This window comes from Kitasatospora sp. NPDC056531 (assembly GCF_042794375.1).
In the GTDB taxonomy this organism is placed as follows: Bacteria; Actinomycetota; Actinomycetes; order Streptomycetales; family Streptomycetaceae; genus Kitasatospora.
In genome coordinates, this window is record NZ_JBHTTU010000002.1 from 331,506 (window position 1) to 354,083 (window position 22,578).

Consider the following 22,578-nt stretch of genomic DNA (forward strand, 5'->3'; position numbering starts at 1 on the left):
GGGAATGGAAGGGGAAGGTGCCGGCTGCTATGCCCCCTCCCTCCCCCCGTTCCCCCGCCTCTTCACCCGTCCGGTTACTCCATCCCGGCCAGGACCAGCGGGAGGCGGCGGGCGCCGTCGGCGACCAGCTTCACCGGCACGCCCCAGTCCTGCTGGTGCACGTGGCAGGCCGGGAACTCGATCTCCGGGTCGTCGTCGCAGGAGGCCGCCATCGCCGAGACGTGCAGCACGCCCTCGGTGACCTGGTCGGAGAGCACCAGCTCGCGGGAGAGGGCGGAGTCCGCGCCGGCGCCGGAGACCAGCAGCTCGGGCGGGGTCGCGCTGACCAGCAGCCGGGTGGACGGACCGTAGCGCTCGTCCAGCTTCTGGCCGCTCGGCGCCTCGAAGACCACGTCCAGTCGGAAGGCGCCGGGCGCGACCTCGGTGGCCGCGCGCTGGGTGCGGTGCGCCACCGACTCGACCTGGACGGCCTCCTCGGGCAGCCGCAGCCGGGTCAGCCGGTGCCGGGCCGACTCGACCACCACGATGTCGCCGTCCACCAGCACCGCGCCGGAGGGCTCGCGCAGATCGGTGGCCAGGGTACTGACCTCGCCGCTCGCCGGGTCGAAGCGGCGCAGCGCGTGGTTGTAGGTGTCGGCGACGGCCACCGAGCCGTCCGGCAGCACGGTCACGCCCAGCGGGTGCTGGAACAGGGCCTGGTCGGCGGCGCCGTCACGGTGGCCGAAGTCGAACAGGCCGGTGCCGACGGCGGTTTGGACCGTCATGGTTCCACGTGAAACGAAGCGCAGCGCGGAGGTCTCGGAGTCGGCGACCCAGAGCTTCCCGCCGTCCGCGGAGACGGCGAGGCCGGACGGCTGGGCGAACCAGGCCTCGGCGGCCGGGCCGTCCACCAGACCCTCGTTGGTGGTGCCGGCCGCGACGCCGACCGTGCCGTCCGCCGGGTCGTACGCCCACAGCTGGTGCACGCCGGCCATCGCGATCCACACCTTGCCGTCGAACCAGGCGACGTCCCAGGGCGAGGAGAGGTCCACCTCGCGGGCAGGGCCCTCGGTCTCCGAGCCCTGCCACCACTGGCGGCCGGTGCCGGCCAGGGTGGTGACGCTGCCGTCGGCGAGGCGCACGCCGCGCAGCGCGTGGTTCACGGTGTCGGCCACGACCACGTCGTAGTCGGCGCCCTCCGGCAGCAGCGCGAGGCCCTGCGGCTCGCTGAACCGGGGGCTGGCGCCGTCCACCAGGCCGCGCTGCCCGTCGCCGATCCGGCGCACCACCGTCTCGCCGTCCTCGGCCAGCTCGACCAGGCTGTGGTGGCCGGAGTCGGCGACCAGGAAGTGTCCGTTCGGCAGCCGGACCGCCTTACCGGGGAACTTGAGGTCCCCGGCGGTGGGCTCGGGCGCCACGTACGGGCCGTCGCCCCGGCGCAGCGTGCCCTTGGCGGCGTGCTCGGCCTCCAGCTCCTCGACCAGGCGGGCGATCGCGTGGGCGTGGCCCTCACCGGCGTGCTGGGCCACCACGTAGCCCTCGGGGTCGATCACGACGAGCGTCGGCCAGGCGCGGACGGCGTACTGCTTCCAGGTAGCGAGCGCCGGGTCGTCCAGCACCGGGTGGTGCACCTCGTACCGGGCGACGGCGTCGACGACGGCCTGGTGGTCGGCCTCGTGGACGAACTTGGGCGAGTGCACGCCGACGATCACCACGGTGTCGCGGTGCTTCTCCTCCAGCTCGCGGAGCTCGTCGAGGACGTGCAGACAGTTGATACAGCAGAAGGTCCAGAAGTCCAGGACGGTGATCTTGCCCCGGAAGTCGGCGAGGGTGAGCTCCTTGCCGCCGGTGTTCAGCCAACCGCCTGCCCCGACCAGCTCGGGGGCGCGTACACGTGCACGAGATGCCATGGCTGTATCCAACCCCATCGATGGTGGCGGGCATTCCGGGTGGGGCCGGGGCTCGGCGGCCAGGGTTACGAAAGGTCGGCCTGCCAGCGGGTTTCGCCGTCCTGGGTGTGCGGGGTGGGGCGCAGGCCCAGGGCGCGGGCGACGTGGGCGGAGGCGAGGTGGTCGGGGTGGATGTGGGCGACGGCCGTGGCGGTGCCGAGGGTGGTGAGGTGGGCGAGGAGGGTGCGGGCGGCCTCGGTGGCGAGGCCGCGGCGCTGCCAGGGGGCGCCGACCACCCAGGCGAGTTCGGTGGCCTTCGGGCGGACGGTGGCCTGGACGTAGCCGGTCAGGACGTCGTCGGCGCGCAGCCGCAGGACCCAGGTGCCCCAGGTCTCGGCCGGGTCGGGGGAGCCGGCGGCGAGCCGGGCGCAGCGGGTGCGCAGCTCCTTGGGGGTGGCCGGGCGGCCGCCGGTGAAGGTGTGCAGCGCGGGGTCGGCGAGGGCGGCGGACAGTTCGTCGGCGTGCTCGGGGACGAGCGGCAGCAGGTCGAGGCGCTCGCTGCGCAGCGGGGTGCTGAGGTCGGGTCGCATGGCGGTATTGAACCGCTGCGGCGCGGCGCGGCGCTGCTCTGCGGGGGGCGGGGGTCGGTTCGAATGGGGGCTCGACACCGGCGACGGAGGAGGCTGTGGTGCGGTACCTGGTCAGGGAGAAGCTGTTCGCGGTCGGCGACGACTACTGGATCGAGGACGACCGGGGGCACAAGGCGTACCTGGTGGACGGCAAGGTGCTGCGGCTGCGGCACACCTTCGAGCTGAAGGACTCGCACGGGCGGGTGGTCGCGGTGGTGAAGGAGAAGATGCTCACCGTCCGCGACGCGATGAAGATCGAGGACGTCGACGGCGAGGTGATCGCGACCGTCCGGGAGAAGCTGTTCACCCCGTTCCGGGACAAGTACCTGGTGGAACTGGCCTCCGGCGGCGAGCTGAGGATCCACGGCAACCTGATCGACAAGGACTACCGGGTCGAGAACCACGACGGCGACGAGCTCGCCCGGATCTCCCGCAAGTGGTTCCGGGTCCGCGACACCTACGGCGTGGAGATCGCCGACGGCGCGGACACCGGGTTGCTGCTGGCCGTCGCGGCCTGCGTGGACCACCTGGTGGCGGAGGAGCACTGAGTCACCGGGGGTGCGGTGCCCCGCCCAGGACGTACTCCCGCCCCCAGTGCCCCAGCGGCGCGAGCGCCGCGTTGAGGTGCCGCCCCGCCTCGGTCAGCGCGTACTCGACCCGGGGCGGCACCTCGTCGTACGCCTTCCGGTGCACGATGCCGTCCGCCTCCAGCTCGCGCAGGTGGGCGGCCAGCACCTTCTCGGTGATCCCCGGCACCAGGCGGCGCAGCTCGCCGAAGCGGCAGCACGGGCGCTCGCCCAGGGCCCACAGGATCAGCACCTTCCACTTGCCGCCGATCACGTCCATCGCGGCGTCGATCCCGCAGACGTACGCCCCAGGCCTCGGCACGGTCGCCATGCCCACCCCTTCCGACCTCGATCCTCACCTCAGGGTAACCACCCACTTCGAAGTGCGTACTTGATCGTTTCCGGGGTCGGCGCGGAGGCTGATCGGCATGGCACAGAACACAGTTGAGGAATCCCGCCGGACCCCGCCCGCCCCGCTCACCCCGCTCACCCCGCTCACCCTGCTCGGCCTCGGTGCGATGGGCACCGCGCTGGCCGGGGCCTGGCTCGCCGCGGGGCACCCGCTGACCGTCTGGAACCGCACCGCCGCCCGCGCCGACGCACTTGCCGTACGCGGCGCCGCCGTCGCCGACAGCGCCGTCGAGGCCGTCGCGGCGAACCGGCTGGTCGTCGTCTGTCTGCTCGACGACGCCTCCGTGGACGAGGCGCTGGCCGGCGCCGACCTGGCCGGCAAGGACCTGGTCAACCTGGTCACCAGCACCCCCGAGCAGGCCCGCGCCCGCGCCGCCTGGGCCGAGCGGCGCGGCGCCCGCTACCTGGACGGCGGGATCATGGCCGTCCCGCCGATGATCGGCGTCCCGGCGACCGGGCCGTACGTCTTCTACAGCGGTTCCGCCGGGCTGTTCGAGGAGCACCGGGCGACTCTCGCCGCCCCGGCCGACACTCGGTACGTGGGCGAGGACGCCGGGTACGCGGCGCTGCACGACGTGGCACTGCTCAGCGCCATGTACGGGATGTTCGCCGGGGTCACGCACGCCTTCGCGCTGATCCGCGGCGAGGCCGTCGCGCCGGGCGAGCTCGCGCCGCTGCTCCGCGACTACCTCACCGCGATGTCCCGGACCGCCGCCAGGACCGCGGAGCAGCTGGAGAGCGGCGACTACACCAAGGACGTGGCGTCCAGCCTGGCGATGCAGGTCGCGGGCAAGGGCACGCTGCTGCGCACCGCCGAGGAGCAGGGGGTGAGCTCCGAACTGCTGGAACCCTACTTCCGGCTGATGGAGCGCCGGTTGGAGCTCGGCGGCGGCGAGGAGGACCTGACCGGGCTCGTCGACCTGCTGCGACGGTGAGGGGCGGCCGGTAACGTACCGGCATGGCTGACCTTGAAGAACGCGCCGACGTCGTCGCGTCCGGATCTCGGCGGACCGGTCCGGGGGCGGGCGTCCGACGGCGCCGCGCCGCCGACCTCGCCGACTGCGTCCGGGTGCTGGCCGACGTCCACACCGTCGACGGCTACCCCGCCGACTGGCCCGAGCGGCCCGCCGCCTGGCTCACCCCGGACGGCCTGCTGGCCGCCTGGGTCGCCGAGACGGCGGGCCGGATCACCGGGCACATCGGACTCTCCCGCAGCGCCCCGGGCGATGCCGCCCCCGGGCTGTGGAGCCTGCGGACCGGCGGGCGGCCGGAACTGACCGCCGTGATCGGCCGCCTGTACGTCGCCCAGACGGCGCGCGGCCACGGCGTCGGCGCGCACCTGCTGGCACGCGCCGTGGTGCACGCGCGGGCGCTCGGGCTGCACCCCGTGCTCGACGTGCTCGCCACCGACACCGCCGCCGTGGCCCTCTACCGCCGCCTCGGCTGGACCCTGCTCGGCAGTGGCGAGCAGCGGTGGGCCTCCGGCCGTACGGTCCTCGTCCACTGCTTCGCCGCGCCGAGGGGGTGAGCCCCGTCGAGCCCTTCCGAGCCCCGTCAAGCCTGCCGCCGGCCCGCCGCGTGCCGGCGCGCCGCCGCGCTAGCCCGCCGAGCGCTCGGCGGTCGGGCGGCGGCGCAGGCCCGGGGTGGTGAGGGCCGGCGGCTGCCAGGCGCCGTCGGCCTGGTAGAGGTCCGTGCCGGGCGGGACGATGGCGTCGATCCGGTCCAGGACGGCGTCGTCCAGGACCAGGTCGGTGCCCTTGAGGGCGGAGTCGAGCTGTTCCATGGTGCGCGGGCCGAGGATCACCGAGGTGACCGCGGGGTGTGCCAGCGGGAAGGCCACGGCCAGCTCGGGCAGGGTGCGGCCGAGTTCCCCGGCGAGCTCGGTGAAGGCCTCGACCGCGTCCAGCTTGGCGGCCGTGGCGGGCAGCGCCGGGTCGAAGCGGCCCGGGTTGATCGCGGCGCGGCCGCGGGTGAGGTCGATCTCCTGCCCCTTGCGGTAGCGGCCGGTGAGGAAGCCGCCGGCCAGCGGGCCCCAGGTCAGGGCGCCCATTCCGAGCTGCTGCACCACCGGCAGCACGTCCCGCTCCACCCCGCGGGCGAGCAGTGAGTACGGCGGCTGCTCGGTGCGGAAGCGCGGCAGGGCGCGGCGCTCGGCCACGTGGTGGGCGTCCACGATCTGCTCGGCGGGGAAGGTCGAGCAGCCGAAGGCGCGGATCTTGCCGGCCCGGACCAGGTCGCCGAGGACGGAGAGGGTCTCCTCGATGTCCGTGGTGTGGTCCGGCCGGTGGATCTGGTACAGGTCGATCCAGTCGGTACGCAGCCGGCGCAGGCTCTCCTCGACCTCGCGGACGATCCAGCGCCGCGAGTTGCCGCCCCGGTTGCGGCCCTCGCCCATCGGGAAGTGCGCCTTGGTGGCGAGCACGATGTCGTCGCGGTCGCCGCGGGCGGCCAGCGTCCGGCCGACGATCTCCTCGGACTCGCCGGCCGAGTAGATGTCGGCGGTGTCGACGAAGTTGATGCCCCGGTCGAGCGCGGCGTTGATGATCCGGGCGCAGTCGTCGTGGTCCGGGTTGCCGATCGCGCCGAACATCATCGTGCCGAGGCAGTAGGCGCTCACCTCGATGCCGGTGCCGCCGAGAACGCGGTGGCGCATGGTTGTGCTCTCCCTGGTGGTGGGTCGGTGATGCGGTGGTGGCTCAGAGGCTAGGAGTTGGAGTGCGCTCCAAGGCAAGGGGCGTCCGGGGATCCCTCCGGCGGGGGAGCCGGATCGTCGTCCCGGCGGAGGCCGGGGTGCGGCGGCGCGGGTGACCCTGGGGCCATGGTGAAGCACGGGTGGGTCAGGAGCGGTTGGGCGGTGGCCGGTTGGGGAGTCGGCTACGGCGGGTTCGGGTTGGGCTGCGCGCTGAGCGGGACCGCGCTGCTCGGCGGAGCCTGGCTGGGGTGGGTGGTCGCCGGGGTGGGCCTGGCGGCGGTCGCGGCCGGGTGTGCGGCGGTACGGCTGCGGTCGGCGCGATGGCTGACCCGGGTGTTGTGGGTGCTGTGCGGGCTGGCCGTGGTGGCGGCCTGGAGCCTGCTGATGGACGTGGTGACGCTGCTGTTCGGGCAGGCCGTGGACAGCGTCCCGGCCGCGGTGCACAAGACACTGGCGGCGGCCGGGGCGCTGCTGCTGGCCGCCAACGCGCGCTCCCGCGGACCGCTGGCGCTGGCCGGCGGCCCGGAGGGGGCGCCGTCCACGACCCCGTCCACGGCTCCCTCGACGGCCCGCTCGAAGACCCCCTCGGGAGCCCCTTCGGCAGCTCCGGAAACTGTCCAACTCGCGGCCTGGGCAGGGACGTTGGCCTTCGTGCCGTACGTCGTGATGAAGCTGATCTGGTCACTCGGCGGCAGTTTCGCCGGGATCAGCGGCGACCAGATGTACGCGGACTACGTGCACAACGGCTCGTCCGGGATCTGGCTCACCCTGGAGCGGTGGGGGCTGGACGGCACGGTGCTGCTGGCGGCGGTCGGGGTGTTCCTGCTGTGGGGGCTGGTGCGGCCCTGGGGGCAGGTCTTCCCGCGCTGGACCCTGCTGCTGCGCGGCCGTCGCGTCCCGCGCTGGCTGCCGCTCACTCCGGCGCTGATCGGCGCGGCCACGCTGGTGCCGTACGGGCTGGTCGGGATCGGCTACCTGTCGCTGTGCACGACCGGGGTGACCGAGATCCGGGTGGGCGCGCTCGCCACTCCCGGGCAGGCGCTGCAGATCGGCTGGGTCGGGATGTGCGCGTTCGCCGGGTACGGGGTCGCGCTGGCGGTGGCCACCCGCTCGTACTGGCGGCGGACCGGCGCATGAGCGGGAGGGGCTGGAGGGGGGTGAGCGGGGAGGTGTTTGCTGAGCCGGCAACAAAGCTTGCTGACACGGGATGGTCGGTCGCAGCCTGGCGAGGGAGGTGAGCGCCATGAGCGAGACGAGGACGACGGAGCGCCACGACGTGGTGGTGGTCGGCGCCGGAGCGGCGGGACTGAACGCAGCCCTGGTGCTGGGCCGGGCCCGACGGCGGGTCGCGGTGGTGGACGCGGGCGAGCCGCGCAACGCCCCCGCCGCCCACATGCACGGCCACCTGAGCCGGGACGGCTGGTCCCCGGCGGCACTGCTGGCGGTCGACCGCTACCGCGCGTCCGGCGCCGCCGTGCCCGCCTGAGCGGGAAGCTTTCGTCGCCCCGCCGACAACCCCACGACCTCACGACCCGGGAGGAGAGGCCATGTCCTCGCACCAGCACCAGCACCAGCACCAGCACGGCCGCGGCCACCAGCGCGGCCATCAGCACGGTCAAGGCCATCAGCACGGCCACGGCCACGTTCCCGCCGCCGACCTCGACTGGGACGCCCTCGCGGCCCACCTGGAGCAGGAGGCCGACCTGCGCGCCGCGGCCGTCACCGAGGCCGCGCGCTGGCTGTCCGGCCTGTCCGGCGACGGCGGGGTACGGAGGGTCCTGGACGTCGGCAGCGGTCCCGGGGTGATCGCCGGGCTGCTCGCCGAGGTCTTCCCGGCGGCCGAGGTGGTCGCCGTCGATCAGTCGGCCGCTCTGCTGGACCGCGCCCGGACCCGCTCCGGCGGCCGACTGGGCACCCAACAGGCCGATCTGCCCGCCGAGTTCGACAAGCTCGGCGAGGCCGACCTGATCTGGTCCGGCAACGCGATCCACCACCTCGGCGACCAGCAGGCCGCACTCACCGCCCTGGGCGCGCGGCTGCGCCTGGGCGGCCTGCTCGCCGTCGCCGAGAGCGGCCTGCCGCCGCGGTTCCTGCCCCGGGACTTCGGACTCGGCCGGCCCGGTTTCCAGGCCCGGCTGGACGCGGCCCACGAGGACGGCTTCAGCGCCATGCGCGCCGAACTGCCCGACACCGCCGAGGAGATCGAGGACTGGCCGGCCATGCTGCGGCGGGCCGGACTCGTCCCCAGTGGCACCCGCACCTTCCTGGTCGACCACCCGGCGCCGCTCGTCAGGCCCGTCCGCGAGTACCTGCACGCCCAGCTCGGCCGCCGCCACGACCAGCTCGCCGAGGCGCTCGCCCCGGAGGACCGCGCCACCCTGGAGGGCCTCCTCGCCGAGGACGCCCCCACCGGCATCCTCAACCGCCCGGACGCCTTCTACCTCTCCGCCATGACCGTCCACACCGCGCGCCGGCCCTGAGGCCGGGCCCGCGGGCACCCGAGCCGCCCCGTCGCTGCGCTTCCGAGGCCGCGGCGGCGGGGCTCCGGGTGCCGTCGGTGCGACGGATACCGTCGGCGCATGACAGCGAACCAGCAGGGCTTCGTCGTGGTGACCACCACCCACGAGAGCGAGGAGCAGGCCCGGTCCCTGGCCGCCGAGGTGGTGCGGGAGCGCCTGGCGGCCTGCGCGCAGGTGTACCCCGTCCGGTCGGTGTACTGGTGGGAGGGCGAGGTGCAGGACGCCGAGGAGTGGCGGATCGACCTCAAGACCCGGGCCGAACTCGCCGACCGCCTGGCCGGGTTCGTCGCCGGGCGGCACTCGTACCAGACGCCCGAGGTGATCGCCGTGCCGGTGGTCGCCGGCAGCCCCAGCTACCTGGCCTGGGTCGCGGAGGAGACGGCCGGGTAGCTCAGGAAGCGCCCTCCGGGAAGGCCGGCACCGCAGGGCCCGGGGAAGCCCCCGGGCCCTGCCTGCTCGTCGTACCGGCCCTCGACCAGCTCCCGACCAGCTCCCGACTAGCCCTCGGCGCCGCCGAAGCGCGCCGTCCAGGTCGCCAGGTCCTCGTCCGTGATCTTGGCGAACAACACCGGCGGCACCGTGAACGCCGTCCCCGCCGGGATCAGGTCCAGCGCCCGCGCCTCCTGGGCGTCGACCCAGCTGCGGGTGGCCGCCGGCGAGTCCTCGGGCAGGGCGAAGGCGCCGCGCATCGCCGCCGCCGCGGTCGGGATGAACGGCTCGGAGACCACCGCGTACAGGTGGATCAGGTTCATCGCCGTCCGCAGGGTCAGCGCCGCCGCCTCCGGGTCGGTCTTCACCTGCAGCCAGGGCGCCTTCTCGTCCAGGTAGGCGTTGCCCGCGCTCCACAGCGCGCGCAGACTCTGCGCCGCCTTGCGGAAGTTGAGCGCGTCCAGCTGGGCCTCGTACTCGGCCAGCAGGGCGGCGATCTGCTCGCCGAGGCGCTGCTCGGCCTCGCCCGGGGCGTGCCCGCCGGGGACGTCGTCGCCGAAGCGCTTGCGGCTGAAGGAGAGCACCCGGTTGACGAAGTTGCCGAGGGTGTCGGCGAGGTCCTTGTTGACCACCGAGGCGAAGAGGTCCCAGGTGAAGCTGGAGTCGTCCGACTCGGGCGCGTGCGCCATCAGGAAGTAGCGCCAGTAGTCGGCCGGCAGCAGTTCCAGCGCGACGTCGGTGAAGATGCCGCGCTTCTGGCTGGTGGAGAACTTCCCGCCGTAGTACGTCAGCCAGTTGAAGGCCTTGACGTAGTCGACCTTCTTCCACGGGCGGCGCGAGCCGAGGATCGTCGCCGGGAACATCACGGTGTGGAACGGGACGTTGTCCTTGGCCATGAACTCGGTGTAGCGGACGGTCTCGTCGGCCTCGTACCACCAGGACTTCCAGTCCCGCAGCTGCCCGGCCGGGGCCGCGTCCGCCCACTCCTTGGTGGCGCCGATGTACTCGATCGGGGCGTCGAACCAGACGTAGAACACCTTGCCCTCGGCGGCCAGTTCGGGCCACACGTCGGCCGGCACCGGGACGCCCCACTCCAGGTCACGGGTGATCGATCGGTCCTGCAGGCCCTCGGTCAGCCACTTGCGGGCGATCGAGGAGGCCAGCACCGGCCAGTCGTCGCCGTTGGCGGCGATCCACTGCTCGACCTCCTCGGTCAGCTTCGACTGGAGCAGGAACAGGTGCCGGGTCTCCCGGACCTCCAGGTCGGAGCTGCCGCTGATCGCCGAGCGCGGCTCCAGCAGGTCGGTCGGGTCCAGCACCCGGGTGCAGTTCTCGCACTGGTCGCCGCGCGCCTTGTCGTAGCCGCAGTGCGGGCAGGTGCCGACGATGTAGCGGTCCGGCAGGAAGCGCCCGTCGGCGTTGGAGTACACCTGGCGGATCGAGCGCTCCTCGATGAAGCCGTTGCGCTGCAGCTCGCGGGCGATCTCCTGGGTGATCTCCCGGTTCTGCGGCGAGGAGCTGCGGCCGAAGTGGTCGAAGGAGAGGCCGAAGCCGTCGTACACGGCCTTCTGGGCGTCGTGCGCCTGGGCGCAGAACTCGGCGACCGGCAGCCCGGCCTCCTGCGCGGCCAGCTCGGCGGGCGTGCCGTGCTCGTCGGTGGCGCAGATGTAGAGCACCTCGTGGCCGCGCTGGCGCAGGTAGCGGGAGTAGACGTCCGCCGGGAGCATGGACCCGACCATGTTGCCCAGGTGCTTGATCCCGTTGATGTACGGAAGGGCGCTGGTGACCAGGTGCCGAGCCATCCTCGGATGCTCCGATTTCTCCCGCACGCGCACCCCACCCGGAGTGCTGTGCCAGGCGCAGGGGTCCACTGTGGGCTGCCAAGCCTACCGCCGCCGTGGCCCGCGCAGCGGTCGCGCCGTACGGGCGGCGGCCTCACGGCCGGGTGAAGTCGGCGTACCGGTCGAACTCCCCGGCCTTCACCCCGCGGACGAACGCCGCCCACTTGCGCGGCGTCGTCCGCACGATCGCCTCGGGCCGGTCCGACTCGCGGATCTCCACAAGCCCGCCGGTGGCTCTGACCTCGACGCAGTCGGCGCTCTCACCGCTGGCCGACGACTTGCGCCACACGTTCAGCCACACGTTCATGAGAAGTCTTTCAGTAAGGCCCGGATGAAGTCCCGGGACTCGTCCGTCCCGAGCGCGATCGTCGCGGTCTTCTCCTTGATCCGGCGGTAGGAGTCCAATTCGGCTTCGGCGTGCACGAACTTCGGCCCGTGGGAGAGGTCGATCTGGACGGTGTCCAGCTCCGGGACCGGCCCGCGGGCGAGATACAGGCTCTCCCCGGACCCGGTGTAGGTGGGGACGCTGAACGGGATCACCCGGATTTCCAGCCCGGGCCGTTCGGAATTCTCCAGCAGGCTCTGCAATTGGTCGCGCAGTACTTCCGGACCGCCGAACTGCATCCGCAGCGCGGACTCGTGCAGGATCGCGCTGTACGGCTTCGGACGGTCGACGAAGATCTGCTGGCGCCGAATCCGGAATGCCATCCGGGCCTCCGCCTCCTGCCGGACGTGCGCGGGGAGCCGCTCGAACACCGCGGCCGCGTACGCCGGGGTCTGCAGCAGGCCGGGAACGAAGGTGCTGTTGAGGATGGACAGCGAGGCCGCGTGGTGTTCCATCTCCGCGATGTCGACGATCCCGCTCGGCATCCGGCCCCGAAAGCCGTCCCACCAGTACTTCCGCCGGTCCTGCGTCATCGCGAGCAGGGCGTCCAGGTACGGGCCTTCGGCGCAGCTGCAGGCGCGCGCCCAGATCCGCAGCCGTTCGGCGCTGATGCCCGACTTCCCGTTCTCCATCTGGGAGATCTTGGGCAGGTCGGTGCCGATTGTGGCGGCCAGGCTTTTGGGCGTCACGCCCACGCGTTCGCGCATCTTGCGCAGCTCGATCCCAAGGCGCTGCTGGCGCACGGTCGGCGACAAGCGGGGTGGCATGACTCTCTTCTCCGGATCGCGGCTTCGGTCGATGCTTCCGGTGAAGTGTGCCGTGGCGACCCGGCCCTAGCTAGCGAAATGGGGGATACCCCACGATGGAGTGAACGTCCACCTCCTCGGTAGCAACTCTGGCACCCTGACTCTAAGGTCGTACGTGTCACTCGCTGACTTGTTGTCGCCTAAACAGTCGCCAAGTCGCCTATCAGCCCTGCCAGTCAGCCGTAATTACACACCAGATGCATGGTAAGGGCGTTCGGCATCACCGACCGGAGACAGCCGTGCCCCTTCCCTCGTCTCTCCGCCTTCCCCACCCCCTTCCCCACCGCATTTCCGCAACCCGATGAACGCCCTCCTGGTCGCCGCGTTGTCCGCCCTTCTCCTCGCCGTCCTCTTCGTCGGCTGGCTGGTCTGGCTGGTCAACATGCAACCCCGGCTACCCCGCCCCGCGAAGCGCGAGTTCGCCGCCCGCCATTCCGTCCCCGGCAAGCCCGAGTAGCCCACACCCCCACCCACGAAGACCTGCGTCCCAGACGGTCTGGGACGCAGGCCTCATCTCGCCGGACAAGTGAAACGTGGCCAGGCCTTGTTGGAACACGCGATCACGTAGTGGCCCGACCATCGGCTGTCGGACACCCACCGAGACCACACCACGTCCGAGGCCCGGCCCAGTTGCCCAATCGCCCGCTGCCGCCGCGCCTCAGTCGGTAACCAGGGATCACCACCGGGCGTGTGCTCCTCGTACCGCCCCGCAAGCCATTCGACCGCTTCGGTCGCCGTCTCCCAGGTGCCCCGGATCTGAGTGTCCGGCCGCAGCAGCCACCAGCCCGTCATCAGCGGCGGAAGCTCCGAGAGCCCGAAGCCTCCGCCCTCGGCCGGGCGGCGCTCCGATTCCTTCGCCAGCAGCCGGCCGTCACCGGCCCATTCGTAGCCGTGGAAGTGCATCGCTCGCTCCTTACCTGGCCGTCCGCAGCCGCCGCTGCGGACGGCCAGGGAGGTTCGCCTGCTATACCGACAGTCCGAACCGAGCCGGGTCGATCCCGGCCTCGGTCAACTCTTTGGCGGTGAACAGCAGCGGCTTGCGGTCGGGACGCTTGCTGTCGCCCAGGGCGTAGACGCCGCGCTCGACCAGGCCGAGGGTCACGCACGACTCGCCGTCGTCGCCCCCGCCCTGGTTGCCGCCGCACGCGCGGTTGAACTCGACCTGCGAGAGGTCGAGGTCGTACAGGTTGTGATCGGTCATCGCCTGCACCTTCCGGTATCGCTTCGGCGCACGGAACGGCCCCGTCCCGCCCAGGACTTGGGCGGAAGACTCAAAGCGGGGCTCACCCGCGCGAGGCCTGCCAGTCGAAGAAGCCGCCCGGGGCATCGTTCGGCGGGACCAGGTCGGCACGCCGGACCACGCGCTCCAGTCCGCCACGCAACGGGCGGACGTAGATGCCGGTCGTGCCGATCTCCATGATCTCCACGGCGGCGCCGGTACGACGCTCGTAGACGCGCTGGCCGGCCTCCGGCACCCACTGCTCGGCCACGGTCACCCCCACAGGCTGATGCGGGTGGTGAGCTGGTCGACGGGCACCCGGCGGGGAGGGGTGTCCGGCTCGAACAGCGGCCGGACCAGGGCCCTGCCGTCCTCGGCTCCCACCAGCTCCACCAGACGCCCGGTCGTCAGATCCTTCCGAACCGGGTTGTTCTCGATCCGCTCCATGGGCTCCGCGTGGGTGCGGCGACGCTTCGACGGCTGGTTCGCGTCGTGCTGCTGGGCATTCGCCACGGACATACCTTGGCTCCCTCGCGCTCGGCTACTGATCGGTGCTTCGAAGGTAGGGAGCAGTAACAGCGAGAGTCCACGCGGTTGCACGCGGTTGCAGAGGTTCAGTTGAACGAGTCGAGAGCCCGCTCGATGCAGGCCCGTGCCTCCGGCCCGCGCACAGCGGTCTTGGAGAGCCCGTCGAATGCTCTGAGGTACGTTCGGATCTCTCCTGGGGCAGTCACGTTGATCTCAGCCGTCAGGGTCTCGACTGCCACCAGGCTGTCATCGAAGGCGTAGAACGCCTCCAGGGGCCAGATCGAACGCCGAGCGCGGAACGGGATGATGCCCAGAGAGACATTTGGCTGCCTCATGACCGTGAGAAGACTGTGGAGCTGTTCAGCCATCTCGTCGTCATCGCTGACTCTGTGGTGGAGCACTGTCTCTTCGAGGATCAGCGCGAACCGGTGATTGCCTTCTCGGAGCACCCTGGACCGGCTTAGCCGCGCTTGAACGGCCTGCTCGACGTCATCAGGAGTGCCCTGAAACTCTGTGATGGACCGGAGAAGCCCGGACGCGTAGCCGGCTGTCTGCACCATGCCGGGCACGACGTTCGAGGCATACACCCGGAAAATCGTGGTCCGTTGAGTCCGCTCATGGACGCGCCTCATGCCGTCCCGATGGATCTCTCGCCACTGCACATACATCGACTCAGCCGTGCGTGACGCTGCGATCAGATCAGCGGCTTGATCCTCAGCATCACACGCCTGGCACCATGCGCGGATGTCGTCATCCGAGGGTACGGTCAGTCCTCGGGCGATCCGAGACGACTTCGACTTGTGCCACCCGCACTGTTCAGCCAGCTCAAGCCCCGTCTTCCCCGCATCACGTCTGATCTGGTCCAGCCGGTCAGCGAGAGCCTTTCGGGCTACCTTGGCAGTGGACAGGGGGGACGAGGACATGAGCCAGCCGAGATTGGTGGGCGATCAGATCGCGAACTTCGCGTGCGGGATTGCCCGTTCCCACACTGCTTCGAAGGCCGAAGCGCAGAACTGAGCTACAGACGGATCCTCAGTCTCGTCGGTGTGGACCCATCGTCCATCGCCGTCGAACACGTTGAACTGAACAATCCGGCCGTCGAAGAGCCAGTAGTCGTTACCCGGTAGGGCGAGGTCGGACGCATTGCGCCTGGGCAACCACCGCACTCTTCGCCTCCGGCCACGTTGGTGAACGTGAACGAGTGCTCATAGCGGATGTACTCACTGGCCGGCTCGGAGACGATCCGGGCGCGCCGTACGGCAACACCGTTTGCGGTGACCTCCTGTACCAGGTCAAGCCACGGACGCCACCAGGACGCGCGGTCGTTGGGGTCTAGTCGATGACCATCCCTCCACGCCCTGAAACCCTCGGTCTCGTTCTCGACCGAGTAAACATCGCGCATTTCAAGGTGCAGCGCCGACCGCCTCGCTGACCTGATGAGATCCGCGAAGCTAGTCAAGCTCTGCGACATCTAGCGCCTCCTTGAGAACCTACGCCATGTGAGCCGGAATGCGGACCACGGTCTCATGGTCCGGGATCGGGGCATCGGCCAAGCAGTCAGCCTCGGTCGCGGCGTCGATTTTTCAGCCCTGGATGACGAAGTCAGAGGTCTCGGGGTCCACCCAAACCGTGGGCGAGCCGTGGTCGCCGGACTTGTCGTCCTTGCCAATGAACCGTAGTGGCATGTGATCCTCCCGCATCGAATCGGTTGCGCTTGGTTGCACTGCTCGGATGGTGCTCCGCCGACCCCGCTCCTGTCAGGGTTTCGCCCAATCCCAGCAGGCCGAGGTGCTGGTCACGTGACTACCGGATGACCAGCAGCGCTTCTGGCCGGCGGCCTCTTGCGACGCGCAAGAGGCCGCCGGAACAAGCTGTCAGACGGTGAACTCGCCCTTGGCTATGCCGTCGAGGAGGTCCCTCCACTCCTGGTGGGTGAGGCGAGCCGGCGGCACATCGCGGGCGAGGCTGCTGCGGACGAGGACTGAATCGGCCGTGATCGCGACCTCGGGGCAGTTGTTGCCCGCGCCGCAGATGCTAGGGGTGCGCCAATCGAGGTCTTCCATGGTTCCCCTTTCAGGATGTCTTCAGGAGATCATCCATGAAGGCGACCGAGTCGGCCGGGCTGAGCGCCGACCTCTCCATGGCGTCGAGCGTCTCGCGGTAGTTCCGCAGCTGGTTGGCGTCATCAAGGAAGATCGGGCCGTGCACGGAGTCGATCTGCACGGTGTCCAGTCGTGGGACGGCGCCACCGACGTAGAGGACGGCGTTACCGGCGCCGGAGAAGCCGGGGGCGTCGAAGGTGATGACCCGCACGGTGATGTTGGCGCGCTCGGTCATCGCGCGGAGGTGTTCGAGCTGAGCGCGGGCCACGTCCTTTCCACCGAACCTCATGCGCAGGGCCGCCTCGTGGACGATCGCGTCGTACTCGACGGCGGCCGGCCTGGTGAGGACCTGGACCCGCTCCATGCGGTGGGCGATCCGCGCCCAGAGGTCCCGAGCGGGCAGACGCGGGTGCACCAACTCGAAGATCGCGCGGGCGGTGTCCTCGGTCTGGAGCAGGCCTGGTGGATGACCGATCTGGAAGGTCCGTATCGGGCCCTCGGCTCGGTGTTCGAGTTCCGAGATGTCGAGGAGGCTCGCGGGCAGGACGCCCCGGAACTCCTCCCACCAGCCCTTGCCGCGCTCCGCAGCGACTGCGGCGAGTGCTTCGACGTAGGCCGAATCGCCTTCCTGGTACTCACAGGCAAGGGTTCGGACGCGGTCGGGCGAGATGGGGTAGAGACCCTTCTCGATCTGGGTGATCTTCGTCCGGTCCAGGCCGAGAGTTGAGGCTGCGTCAGCCGTGGTCTTCCTGGCGGAGTCGCGCATCTTTCGCAGCTCCAGGCCAACGCGCAACTGGCGGGCGGTCGGTGTGGTCCTCGGCGGCATGCGGAGAGTCTCCCGCGTCCTGCGGCGGGCAGTCCACTTCAGGCGGTCCGCGACCATCGCCAATTGGGGCATATGTTCCCCAAATTCTTGGGGCACTAATGCCACGGAACGGGTGGCACGACTGTCGGGGGATGGCCTACCGTATGTAGTGAGCCGCTTACGTTAAGTCGCGTCAGTGGTCCCGAAGTGCACCCCGGGTGTGGGGGTGCAGGCTGTCGACGCCTGCCCTTCTCCACCGTCGGCGGGGGCAGGCCACGGGGTTCCTCTTCTCTTCCAGGTGCATTCCACTCAACTCAGGGCTGGAGAAAGCCATGTGCCTTCCACAGTTCCGTCCCGCCAGGGACCCCCTCGTCTCCGAATTCCGGCTCGACCGCTCCCCGCCGGCCCTTCCCGGGATGGTCGGGCCGATCCGGCGGCTCCTCCGGGACGTCCTCCACGCCATGGGGCTGGACCCGGACTCGGCGTGCCTCATCGTCTCCGAGCTGGTGACCAACGCGCTGGTCCACGGGGAGGGCCGGCCGAGCGTCGTGCTCGAACTCCATTGCGGCAAGCTGCACATCACCGTTTCCGATGCCTCGGGGAACCCGCTCCAACGGCAGGCCCCGGACGACTCGCGGGCGAGCGGCCGGGGCCTGGACATCGTCGAAGCCCTCTCGGAGGAGTGGGGCGTCGAACTGATCGGCAGTTACGGCAAGGCGGTGTGGGCCGTCGCTGCCGTGAGTGGCAAGTGATCGAGGTGGCCGCTCTATCCGTCACCCCCGCGAAAGGCGCTCCACCAGGCGGGACTTGGCGGCCGGCCACTCGTCGGCGAGCATCGAGAAGTAGGCGCTGTCACGCCAGGTGCCGGTGGGGCGGAGCCGGTGGCGGCGGAAGACGCCCTCGAACTGGGCGCCGAGGCGCAGGATCGCGTTGCGGGAGCGTTCGTTGAGGGCGTCGGTCTTCCAGAAGACGCGGCCCATGCCCAGGTCCTCGAAGGCGTGGGTGAGCAGCAGCAGCTTGGCCTCGGTGTTGACCGCGGTGCGCCAGACCGAGCGGGCGTACAGGGTGCCGCCGATCTCCACGAACTCGTCCTTGGCGCTGAAGTCGTGGTAGCCGGTGATGCCGACGGCGGTGCCGCTCGCGAGGTCGACGGCGGCGAAGTACACCGACTCCCCGGCGGCGGCCTCCGCGATGCGGGTGTCGAGGATCCTGCCGAGCTCCTCCTCCGTGGCGGGCGGGAGGTTCATGGTCCAGCGCCAGACCTCGGGCTCGGAGCCGACGGTGGCCCAGAGGTCGGTGAGGTGGCGGTGCTCCAGCGGCTCCAGGCGGATGTGGTGGCCGGTGAGGGTGACGGGTGCGGGCAGCTTCGCGGTCATGATCCGAACGTAGCGCGACTTTGCACTAGAGGCAATGGATGTTTGTACTGGTGCAAATTGCGCGTCGCCGGGCAAAGCGAAGGGCCTCGCGGGACGGTGCGTCCCGCGAGGCCCTCGAAGCGGTCAGGCTCAGATGAACGAGTTGATCTGGATCGTCTCGTCCCGGCCCGGGCCGACGCCGATGGCGGAGATCGGCGCGCCGGACATCTCCTCCAGCGCCTTCACGTACGCCTGGGCGTTCTTCGGCAGCTCGGCGAAGGTCTTCGCCTTGCTGATGTCCTCGTTCCAGCCCGGCAGCGTCTCGTAGATCGGCTTGGCGTGGTGGAAGTCCGACTGGTTGTAGGGGAGTTCCTCGATCCGCTGGCCGTCGATCTCGTACGCGACGCAGACCGGGATCTGCTCCCAGCCGGTCAGCACGTCGAGCTTGGTGAGGAAGAAGTCGGTGAGGCCGTTGACCCGGGTCGCGTAGCGCGCGATGACGGCGTCGAACCAGCCGCAGCGGCGGTCACGGCCGGTGGTGACACCGCGCTCGCCGCCGATGCGGCGCAGCGCCTCGCCGTCCTCGTCGAACAGTTCGGTCGGGAACGGGCCGGAGCCGACGCGGGTGGTGTAGGCCTTGAGGATGCCGATGACCCGGTCGATCTTGGTGGGGCCGATGCCGGCGCCGGTGCAGGCGCCGCCCGCGGTCGGGTTCGACGAGGTCACGAAGGGGTACGTGCCGTGGTCGACGTCGAGCAGGGTGCCCTGGCCGCCCTCCAGCAGGACGACCTTGTTCGCCTTGAGCGCCTCGTCCAGGACGAGGGTGGTGTCGGCGAGGAAGGGCTTGATCTTCTCCGCGTAGCCCAGGTACTCCTCGACCACCAGGTCGGCCGGGATGGTGCGGCGGTTGTACAGCTTGACCAGGATCTGGTTCTTGTCGTGCAGCGCCGCCTCGATCTTCTGGCGCAGGATCGACTCGTCGAACAGGTCCTGGACCCGGATGCCGACGCGGTTGATCTTGTCCGCGTAGGTCGGGCCGATGCCGCGGCCGGTGGTGCCGATCCGGCGCTTGCCGAGGAAGCGCTCGGTGACCTTGTCCAGGGTGCGGTGGTACGGCGTGATCAGGTGGGCGTTGCCCGAGACCAGCAGCTTGGAGGTGTCGATGCCGCGCTCGTTCAGACCGGCCAGCTCGGAGAGCAGCACGGCCGGGTCGATCACGACGCCGTTGCCGATCACCGGGGTGACGTTCGGGCTGAGGATGCCGGAGGGGAGCAGGTGCAGGGCGTACTTCTGGTCACCGATGACCACCGTGTGACCGGCGTTGTTGCCACCCTGGTAGCGGACGACGTAGTCGACGGAGCCGCCGAGGAGGTCGGTGGCCTTCCCCTTGCCCTCGTCTCCCCACTGAGCGCCAACGAGCACGAGTGCCGGCACAGGCGTACACCCCTTCCGGTTGGGGCATCCTGCGTAGGCCGCTGTCTGCCCCGAGATAGACGAAGCCCCTGGCGCAATGGCGCAAGGGGCTCTTGCACCGAGAGATTACCTGAGGAAGGACCGGTCGTGTCGTCCCTGTCCACGCCTGCAACCAGCGGCCCCGAGCCGATTCTGCTGCTCCTCGACCCGGTGGCCCGGCGGACCGACGGCGAGTCGGTGCGGATCGCGAAGGACGTGCTCTGCGGGGGTACGGACGTCAAGGTGGTCTATCCGGAGAGCCCGTCCGAACTTGACCGGGTGCTTTCACACCGGGGTCGGCGGCGACCGGTGGTGATCGGTTCCGATCTCGCCCTGCAGAGGGTGCTGCAGGCCCTGCATCGCCACCGTGAGCTGGGCGCCGATCCGGTGGGCATGGTTCCGGTTGGGCGTGCGGAGGAGCTCGCGACGGCCCGGGCGCTCGGGGTGCCGGGGGAGCCGGTGCGGGCCGCGCGGGCGGTGCTCTCGGGTGCGCCGCGCGCCTTCGACCTGCTGGTGGACGACGGCGGCGGGGTGGCGCTCGGCGGGGTGCGGATCACGGGCGGCGCCACCCGCCGTCTGGTGGGCCGCGCGGGCGGCTGGCGTTCGCTATGGGCGAAATTGGCTGCGGCCGAGCAGGCGAACGCACTCGCCCCGGAGGCCGCCGACCACAGCCCCCGGGTCCGGGTCGAGGCGGACGGCCGGCTGCTCGCGGACGTGCACCGGCCGGTCCGGCTGGTCGAGCTGTCCCTGTCGGGCGGCGGGGACGGCCCGGCGGGCGGCGCGGCGGCAGGCCCGGCGGGCGGCACGGGCGTGCTGGAGGTGGTGGTCCGCGCGTCCGGTGCCCTCGTGCGCGTCCGGGCGGCGAGCGTCTCGGTGGTCGGGCGCGGCTTCGGCTACGAGGCGGACGGCCATCCGGTCGGGCCGGTCCGCGCCCGGACCTGGACGGTGCACCCGGGCTCCTGGGGGCTGCTGCTGCCGGCCGCGTGAGGACTCGCGCACAGGCGCGCGTGAAGGCTTAAGTGAAGGCTTAAGTGACGGCTCGCGCACAGGCTCGCGACAAGGCACCCGCCGAGGGGGCCCCGCGTGAACCCCGGCTGAACCCCGGGTGAGCAGGCTCACGTTCGCTCCCGCCCCGACAACCACCGCTCCGTGCACGGAACTGCGCACCGAACTCCCCAACGGGCGCGAACCACAAGGCCAACCGCCATCCGCCGGAATTCCCCCCACCCGAAATCCCCAGCCCGTAAGGGGTTTTGTCTACGCGCGTTACTTCGTTTTGTCTACGCGCGTTACTCCGAGACCGCCGGACAAACCCCCAGTCCCGGGTTCCGGAAGCCTGTGCCAACTGCCCTAGACTCGAAGGCGTGCCACGTGGTGACGGAAGACTCAACCACGATCTTCTTCCCGGCGAGAAAGGCCCCCAGGACGCTTGCGGCGTCTTCGGTGTCTGGGCTCCCGGCGAGGAGGTCGCCAAGCTCACGTTCTTCGGCCTTTACGCCCTGCAGCACCGCGGTCAGGAATCCGCGGGCATCGCAGTGAGCAACGGCTCCCAGATTCTCGTCTTCAAGGACATGGGCCTCGTCTCCCAGGTCTTCGACGAGGCCTCGCTGGGGTCGTTGCACGGGCATATCGCCGTCGGACACGCCCGCTACTCGACCACCGGTTCCTCGGTCTGGGAGAACGCCCAGCCGACCTTCCGGGCGACCGTGCACGGTTCGCTGGCCCTCGGGCACAACGGAAACCTGGTGAACACCGCCGAACTGGCGGCCATGGTCGCCGAACTGCCCGGAGAGGAGCACGTCTCCCGCTCCGGCCGGACCGCCGCGACCAACGACACCGACCTGGTGACCGCCCTGCTGGCCGGTCACCCGGACCTCTCCATCGAGGAGACGGCCAAGGTCGTGCTGCCCCAGGTCAAGGGCGCCTTCTCGCTCGTCTTCATGGACGAGCACACCCTCTACGCCGCCCGCGACCCGCAGGGCATCCGCCCGCTGGTGCTCGGCCGGCTGGAGCGCGGCTGGGTGGTCGCCTCCGAGACGGCGGCGCTGGACATCTGCGGCGCCTCCTTCATCCGCGAGGTCGAGCCCGGCGAGCTCATCGCCATCGACGAGAACGGCATGCGCAGCTCCCGCTTCGCCGAGGCGAAGCCCAAGGGCTGCGTGTTCGAGTACGTCTACCTGGCCCGCCCCGACACCTCCATCGCCGGCCGCAACGTGCACCTCTCCCGCGTGGAGATGGGCCGCCGCCTGGCGAAGGAGGCCCCCGTCGAGGCCGACCTGGTGATAGCGACCCCCGAGTCCGGCACCCCCGCCGCGATCGGCTACGCCGAGGCCAGCGGCATCCCGTACGGCTCCGGCCTGGTGAAGAACGCCTACGTGGGCCGCACCTTCATCCAGCCCAGCCAGACCATCCGCCAGCTCGGCATCCGGCTCAAGCTGAACCCGCTGCGCGAGGTCATCGCCGGCAAGCGTCTGGTGGTCGTGGACGACTCGATCGTGCGCGGCAACACCCAGCGCGCGCTGGTGCGGATGCTGCGCGAGGCGGGCGCCGCCGAGGTGCACATCCGGATCTCCTCGCCGCCGGTGAAGTGGCCCTGCTTCTTCGGCATCGACTTCGCCACCCGCGCGGAGCTGATCGCCAACGGGATGACGGTGGAGGAGATCGGCCGCACGCTCGGTGCCGACTCGCTCGCCTACATCTCGATCGACGGCATGATCGAGGCCACCAAGCAGCCCAAGGACAGGCTCTGCCGGGCTTGCTTCGACGGCGAGTACCCGATGGAGCTGCCGGACCCGGCGCTGCTCGGCAAGCTCCTGCTGGAGGCCGAGATCAAGGGCGGCCAGCAGCCGCCCGCCGTCCGCGGCAAGCCGACCAGCGGCAGCGACCTGGACGGCGTCCAGTCGCTGCTCGGCGGGGCGGGCGCGGCCGACGCGCTGCGCCGCCCGTAACGAGCCCACGGTGGGGTCCCGCG

General features: G+C 70.9%; 26 protein-coding genes and 2 pseudogenes. 11 read left to right on the forward strand and 17 right to left on the reverse strand.

All coding sequences use genetic code 11. The features are described 5' to 3' along the window. Positions 1-74: 74 nt before the first annotated feature. Entirely contained in the window at positions 75-1,889 is a 1,815-nt protein-coding gene (locus ACFQ87_RS04185) for an NHL domain-containing thioredoxin family protein (protein WP_380609008.1), read from the reverse strand. A gap of 65 nt (positions 1,890-1,954) precedes the next feature. Continuing rightward, positions 1,955-2,458, reverse strand: coding sequence for a GNAT family N-acetyltransferase (locus tag ACFQ87_RS04190; protein WP_380609009.1), 504 nt, complete (start codon positions 2,456-2,458; stop codon positions 1,955-1,957). A gap of 98 nt (positions 2,459-2,556) precedes the next feature. Here ACFQ87_RS04190 and ACFQ87_RS04195 point away from each other — a divergent pair, with 98 nt between their 5' ends. Continuing rightward, on the forward strand, positions 2,557-3,045 hold the full coding sequence (locus tag ACFQ87_RS04195; protein WP_380609010.1) for an LURP-one-related/scramblase family protein: 489 nt from the start codon (positions 2,557-2,559) through the stop codon (positions 3,043-3,045). Between the two features lies 1 nt (position 3,046). On the opposite strand, the gene ACFQ87_RS04200 is transcribed toward ACFQ87_RS04195, so the two are convergent. Further along, entirely contained in the window at positions 3,047-3,394 is a 348-nt protein-coding gene (locus ACFQ87_RS04200) for a winged helix-turn-helix transcriptional regulator (RefSeq protein ID WP_380609011.1), read from the reverse strand. A gap of 97 nt (positions 3,395-3,491) precedes the next feature. Here ACFQ87_RS04200 and ACFQ87_RS04205 point away from each other — a divergent pair, with 97 nt between their 5' ends. Further along, on the forward strand, positions 3,492-4,409 hold the full coding sequence (locus tag ACFQ87_RS04205) for an NAD(P)-dependent oxidoreductase (protein ID WP_380609012.1): 918 nt from the start codon (positions 3,492-3,494) through the stop codon (positions 4,407-4,409). A gap of 23 nt (positions 4,410-4,432) precedes the next feature. After that, complete coding sequence (locus ACFQ87_RS04210; protein WP_380609013.1) at positions 4,433-5,002, forward strand: GNAT family N-acetyltransferase; 570 nt, start codon at positions 4,433-4,435, stop codon at positions 5,000-5,002. A 69-nt stretch (positions 5,003-5,071) separates the two neighbouring features. On the opposite strand, the gene ACFQ87_RS04215 is transcribed toward ACFQ87_RS04210, so the two are convergent. Next, positions 5,072-6,127 carry an aldo/keto reductase gene (locus tag ACFQ87_RS04215; RefSeq protein ID WP_380609014.1) on the reverse strand — a complete coding sequence of 352 codons (1,056 nt, stop codon included), beginning with the start codon at positions 6,125-6,127 and terminating at the stop codon, positions 5,072-5,074. 165 nt (positions 6,128-6,292) lie between these two features. On the opposite strand from ACFQ87_RS04215, the gene ACFQ87_RS04220 reads away from it, so the two are divergent. The 4 genes and pseudogenes from ACFQ87_RS04220 to cutA all read left to right on the forward strand — a co-directional run bounded on the left by ACFQ87_RS04220 (position 6,293) and on the right by cutA (position 9,075). Then, positions 6,293-7,303, forward strand: coding sequence for a hypothetical protein (locus tag ACFQ87_RS04220; RefSeq protein ID WP_380609015.1), 1,011 nt, complete (start codon positions 6,293-6,295; stop codon positions 7,301-7,303). Between the two features lie 106 nt (positions 7,304-7,409). Beyond that, positions 7,410-7,619 (forward strand): annotated as a pseudogene (locus ACFQ87_RS04225) (FAD-dependent oxidoreductase); the annotation flags it as partial. Between the two features lie 94 nt (positions 7,620-7,713). Then, positions 7,714-8,646: a class I SAM-dependent methyltransferase gene (locus tag ACFQ87_RS04230; RefSeq protein ID WP_380609016.1), complete on the forward strand. Its 933-nt coding sequence runs from the start codon at positions 7,714-7,716 to the stop codon at positions 8,644-8,646. Between the two features lie 99 nt (positions 8,647-8,745). Continuing rightward, positions 8,746-9,075 carry a divalent-cation tolerance protein CutA gene (gene cutA, locus ACFQ87_RS04235; RefSeq protein ID WP_380609017.1) on the forward strand — a complete coding sequence of 110 codons (330 nt, stop codon included), beginning with the start codon at positions 8,746-8,748 and terminating at the stop codon, positions 9,073-9,075. A gap of 107 nt (positions 9,076-9,182) precedes the next feature. Here cutA and metG read toward each other — a convergent pair whose 3' ends face one another. The 3 genes from metG to ACFQ87_RS04250 form a co-directional block, all read right to left on the reverse strand. Next, entirely contained in the window at positions 9,183-10,916 is a 1,734-nt protein-coding gene (metG, locus tag ACFQ87_RS04240) for a methionine--tRNA ligase (protein WP_380609018.1), read from the reverse strand. A 133-nt stretch (positions 10,917-11,049) separates the two neighbouring features. Next, entirely contained in the window at positions 11,050-11,262 is a 213-nt protein-coding gene (locus tag ACFQ87_RS04245) for a DUF397 domain-containing protein (protein WP_380609019.1), read from the reverse strand. Further along, positions 11,259-12,107 carry a helix-turn-helix domain-containing protein gene (locus ACFQ87_RS04250; protein WP_380609020.1) on the reverse strand — a complete coding sequence of 283 codons (849 nt, stop codon included), beginning with the start codon at positions 12,105-12,107 and terminating at the stop codon, positions 11,259-11,261. Before ACFQ87_RS04250 ends, ACFQ87_RS04245 begins: the two co-directional genes overlap by 4 nt. Positions 12,108-12,447: 340 nt before the next feature. Between ACFQ87_RS04250 and ACFQ87_RS04255 the strand changes: the two genes are divergently transcribed. Further along, on the forward strand, positions 12,448-12,603 hold the full coding sequence (locus tag ACFQ87_RS04255; RefSeq protein ID WP_380609021.1) for a hypothetical protein: 156 nt from the start codon (positions 12,448-12,450) through the stop codon (positions 12,601-12,603). Positions 12,604-12,656: 53 nt separating this feature from the next. Here ACFQ87_RS04255 and ACFQ87_RS04260 read toward each other — a convergent pair whose 3' ends face one another. The 8 genes and pseudogenes from ACFQ87_RS04260 to ACFQ87_RS04295 form a co-directional block, all read right to left on the reverse strand. Further along, positions 12,657-13,049 (reverse strand): hypothetical protein, encoded by a 393-nt coding sequence (locus ACFQ87_RS04260; RefSeq protein WP_380609022.1) that lies wholly within the window; start codon positions 13,047-13,049, stop codon positions 12,657-12,659. Between the two features lie 61 nt (positions 13,050-13,110). Continuing rightward, positions 13,111-13,347 (reverse strand): DUF397 domain-containing protein, encoded by a 237-nt coding sequence (locus ACFQ87_RS04265; RefSeq protein ID WP_380609023.1) that lies wholly within the window; start codon positions 13,345-13,347, stop codon positions 13,111-13,113. 82 nt (positions 13,348-13,429) lie between these two features. Next, on the reverse strand, positions 13,430-13,642 hold the full coding sequence (locus ACFQ87_RS04270) for a hypothetical protein (protein ID WP_380609024.1): 213 nt from the start codon (positions 13,640-13,642) through the stop codon (positions 13,430-13,432). Next, positions 13,639-13,884, reverse strand: a complete 246-nt coding sequence (locus tag ACFQ87_RS04275; protein WP_380609025.1) for a hypothetical protein — start codon at positions 13,882-13,884, stop codon at positions 13,639-13,641. Before ACFQ87_RS04275 ends, ACFQ87_RS04270 begins: the two co-directional genes overlap by 4 nt. Positions 13,885-13,979: 95 nt before the next feature. Beyond that, a complete protein-coding gene (locus tag ACFQ87_RS04280; RefSeq protein ID WP_380609026.1) occupies positions 13,980-14,816 on the reverse strand; it encodes a helix-turn-helix domain-containing protein in 837 nt (278 codons plus the stop codon). A gap of 42 nt (positions 14,817-14,858) precedes the next feature. Continuing rightward, a pseudogene (locus tag ACFQ87_RS04285) lies at positions 14,859-15,364 on the reverse strand (DUF6879 family protein); the annotation flags it as partial. A gap of 403 nt (positions 15,365-15,767) precedes the next feature. Next, complete coding sequence (locus ACFQ87_RS04290; RefSeq protein WP_380609027.1) at positions 15,768-15,956, reverse strand: DUF397 domain-containing protein; 189 nt, start codon at positions 15,954-15,956, stop codon at positions 15,768-15,770. Between the two features lie 10 nt (positions 15,957-15,966). After that, on the reverse strand, positions 15,967-16,821 hold the full coding sequence (locus ACFQ87_RS04295) for a helix-turn-helix domain-containing protein (protein WP_380609028.1): 855 nt from the start codon (positions 16,819-16,821) through the stop codon (positions 15,967-15,969). Positions 16,822-17,132: 311 nt separating this feature from the next. Between ACFQ87_RS04295 and ACFQ87_RS04300 the strand changes: the two genes are divergently transcribed. Beyond that, entirely contained in the window at positions 17,133-17,552 is a 420-nt protein-coding gene (locus ACFQ87_RS04300) for an ATP-binding protein (RefSeq protein WP_380609029.1), read from the forward strand. A 21-nt stretch (positions 17,553-17,573) separates the two neighbouring features. Here the strand turns inward: ACFQ87_RS04300 and ACFQ87_RS04305 are convergent, their stop codons facing one another. Further along, a complete protein-coding gene (locus ACFQ87_RS04305; protein WP_380609030.1) occupies positions 17,574-18,176 on the reverse strand; it encodes a GNAT family N-acetyltransferase in 603 nt (200 codons plus the stop codon). 129 nt (positions 18,177-18,305) lie between these two features. Then, positions 18,306-19,589 carry an adenylosuccinate synthase gene (locus ACFQ87_RS04310; protein ID WP_380609031.1) on the reverse strand — a complete coding sequence of 428 codons (1,284 nt, stop codon included), beginning with the start codon at positions 19,587-19,589 and terminating at the stop codon, positions 18,306-18,308. Between the two features lie 126 nt (positions 19,590-19,715). On the opposite strand from ACFQ87_RS04310, the gene ACFQ87_RS04315 reads away from it, so the two are divergent. Both ACFQ87_RS04315 and purF read left to right on the forward strand, forming a co-directional pair. Beyond that, positions 19,716-20,594 carry a diacylglycerol kinase gene (locus ACFQ87_RS04315; protein WP_380609032.1) on the forward strand — a complete coding sequence of 293 codons (879 nt, stop codon included), beginning with the start codon at positions 19,716-19,718 and terminating at the stop codon, positions 20,592-20,594. Positions 20,595-20,971: 377 nt separating this feature from the next. Then, entirely contained in the window at positions 20,972-22,555 is a 1,584-nt protein-coding gene (gene purF / locus ACFQ87_RS04320; protein WP_380609033.1) for an amidophosphoribosyltransferase, read from the forward strand. The last annotated feature ends 23 nt before the right edge of the window (positions 22,556-22,578 follow it).

Bases quoted from the DNA above. Each gene is read 5' to 3' on its own strand.
- ACFQ87_RS04290 (WP_380609027.1), bottom strand. From the start codon at position 15,956: ATGGAAGACCTCGATTGGCGCACCCCTAGCATCTGCGGCGCGGGCAAC.
- ACFQ87_RS04230 (WP_380609016.1), top strand. From the start codon at position 7,714: ATGTCCTCGCACCAGCACCAGCACCAGCACCAGCACGGCCGCGGCCAC.
- ACFQ87_RS04220 (WP_380609015.1), top strand. From the start codon at position 6,293: ATGGTGAAGCACGGGTGGGTCAGGAGCGGTTGGGCGGTGGCCGGTTGG.
- ACFQ87_RS04295 (WP_380609028.1), bottom strand. From the start codon at position 16,821: ATGCCGCCGAGGACCACACCGACCGCCCGCCAGTTGCGCGTTGGCCTG.
- ACFQ87_RS04300 (WP_380609029.1), top strand. From the start codon at position 17,133: ATGTGCCTTCCACAGTTCCGTCCCGCCAGGGACCCCCTCGTCTCCGAA.
- ACFQ87_RS04185 (WP_380609008.1), bottom strand. From the start codon at position 1,889: ATGGCATCTCGTGCACGTGTACGCGCCCCCGAGCTGGTCGGGGCAGGC.
- ACFQ87_RS04205 (WP_380609012.1), top strand. From the start codon at position 3,492: ATGGCACAGAACACAGTTGAGGAATCCCGCCGGACCCCGCCCGCCCCG.
- ACFQ87_RS04245 (WP_380609019.1), bottom strand. From the start codon at position 11,262: ATGAACGTGTGGCTGAACGTGTGGCGCAAGTCGTCGGCCAGCGGTGAG.
- ACFQ87_RS04255 (WP_380609021.1), top strand. From the start codon at position 12,448: ATGAACGCCCTCCTGGTCGCCGCGTTGTCCGCCCTTCTCCTCGCCGTC.
- ACFQ87_RS04250 (WP_380609020.1), bottom strand. From the start codon at position 12,107: ATGCCACCCCGCTTGTCGCCGACCGTGCGCCAGCAGCGCCTTGGGATC.
- ACFQ87_RS04200 (WP_380609011.1), bottom strand. From the start codon at position 3,394: ATGGCGACCGTGCCGAGGCCTGGGGCGTACGTCTGCGGGATCGACGCC.
- cutA (WP_380609017.1), top strand. From the start codon at position 8,746: ATGACAGCGAACCAGCAGGGCTTCGTCGTGGTGACCACCACCCACGAG.
- metG (WP_380609018.1), bottom strand. From the start codon at position 10,916: ATGGCTCGGCACCTGGTCACCAGCGCCCTTCCGTACATCAACGGGATC.
- ACFQ87_RS04305 (WP_380609030.1), bottom strand. From the start codon at position 18,176: ATGACCGCGAAGCTGCCCGCACCCGTCACCCTCACCGGCCACCACATC.
- ACFQ87_RS04280 (WP_380609026.1), bottom strand. From the start codon at position 14,816: ATGTCCTCGTCCCCCCTGTCCACTGCCAAGGTAGCCCGAAAGGCTCTC.
- ACFQ87_RS04210 (WP_380609013.1), top strand. From the start codon at position 4,433: ATGGCTGACCTTGAAGAACGCGCCGACGTCGTCGCGTCCGGATCTCGG.
- ACFQ87_RS04265 (WP_380609023.1), bottom strand. From the start codon at position 13,347: ATGACCGATCACAACCTGTACGACCTCGACCTCTCGCAGGTCGAGTTC.
- ACFQ87_RS04190 (WP_380609009.1), bottom strand. From the start codon at position 2,458: ATGCGACCCGACCTCAGCACCCCGCTGCGCAGCGAGCGCCTCGACCTG.
- ACFQ87_RS04275 (WP_380609025.1), bottom strand. From the start codon at position 13,884: ATGTCCGTGGCGAATGCCCAGCAGCACGACGCGAACCAGCCGTCGAAG.
- ACFQ87_RS04215 (WP_380609014.1), bottom strand. From the start codon at position 6,127: ATGCGCCACCGCGTTCTCGGCGGCACCGGCATCGAGGTGAGCGCCTAC.
- ACFQ87_RS04260 (WP_380609022.1), bottom strand. From the start codon at position 13,049: ATGCACTTCCACGGCTACGAATGGGCCGGTGACGGCCGGCTGCTGGCG.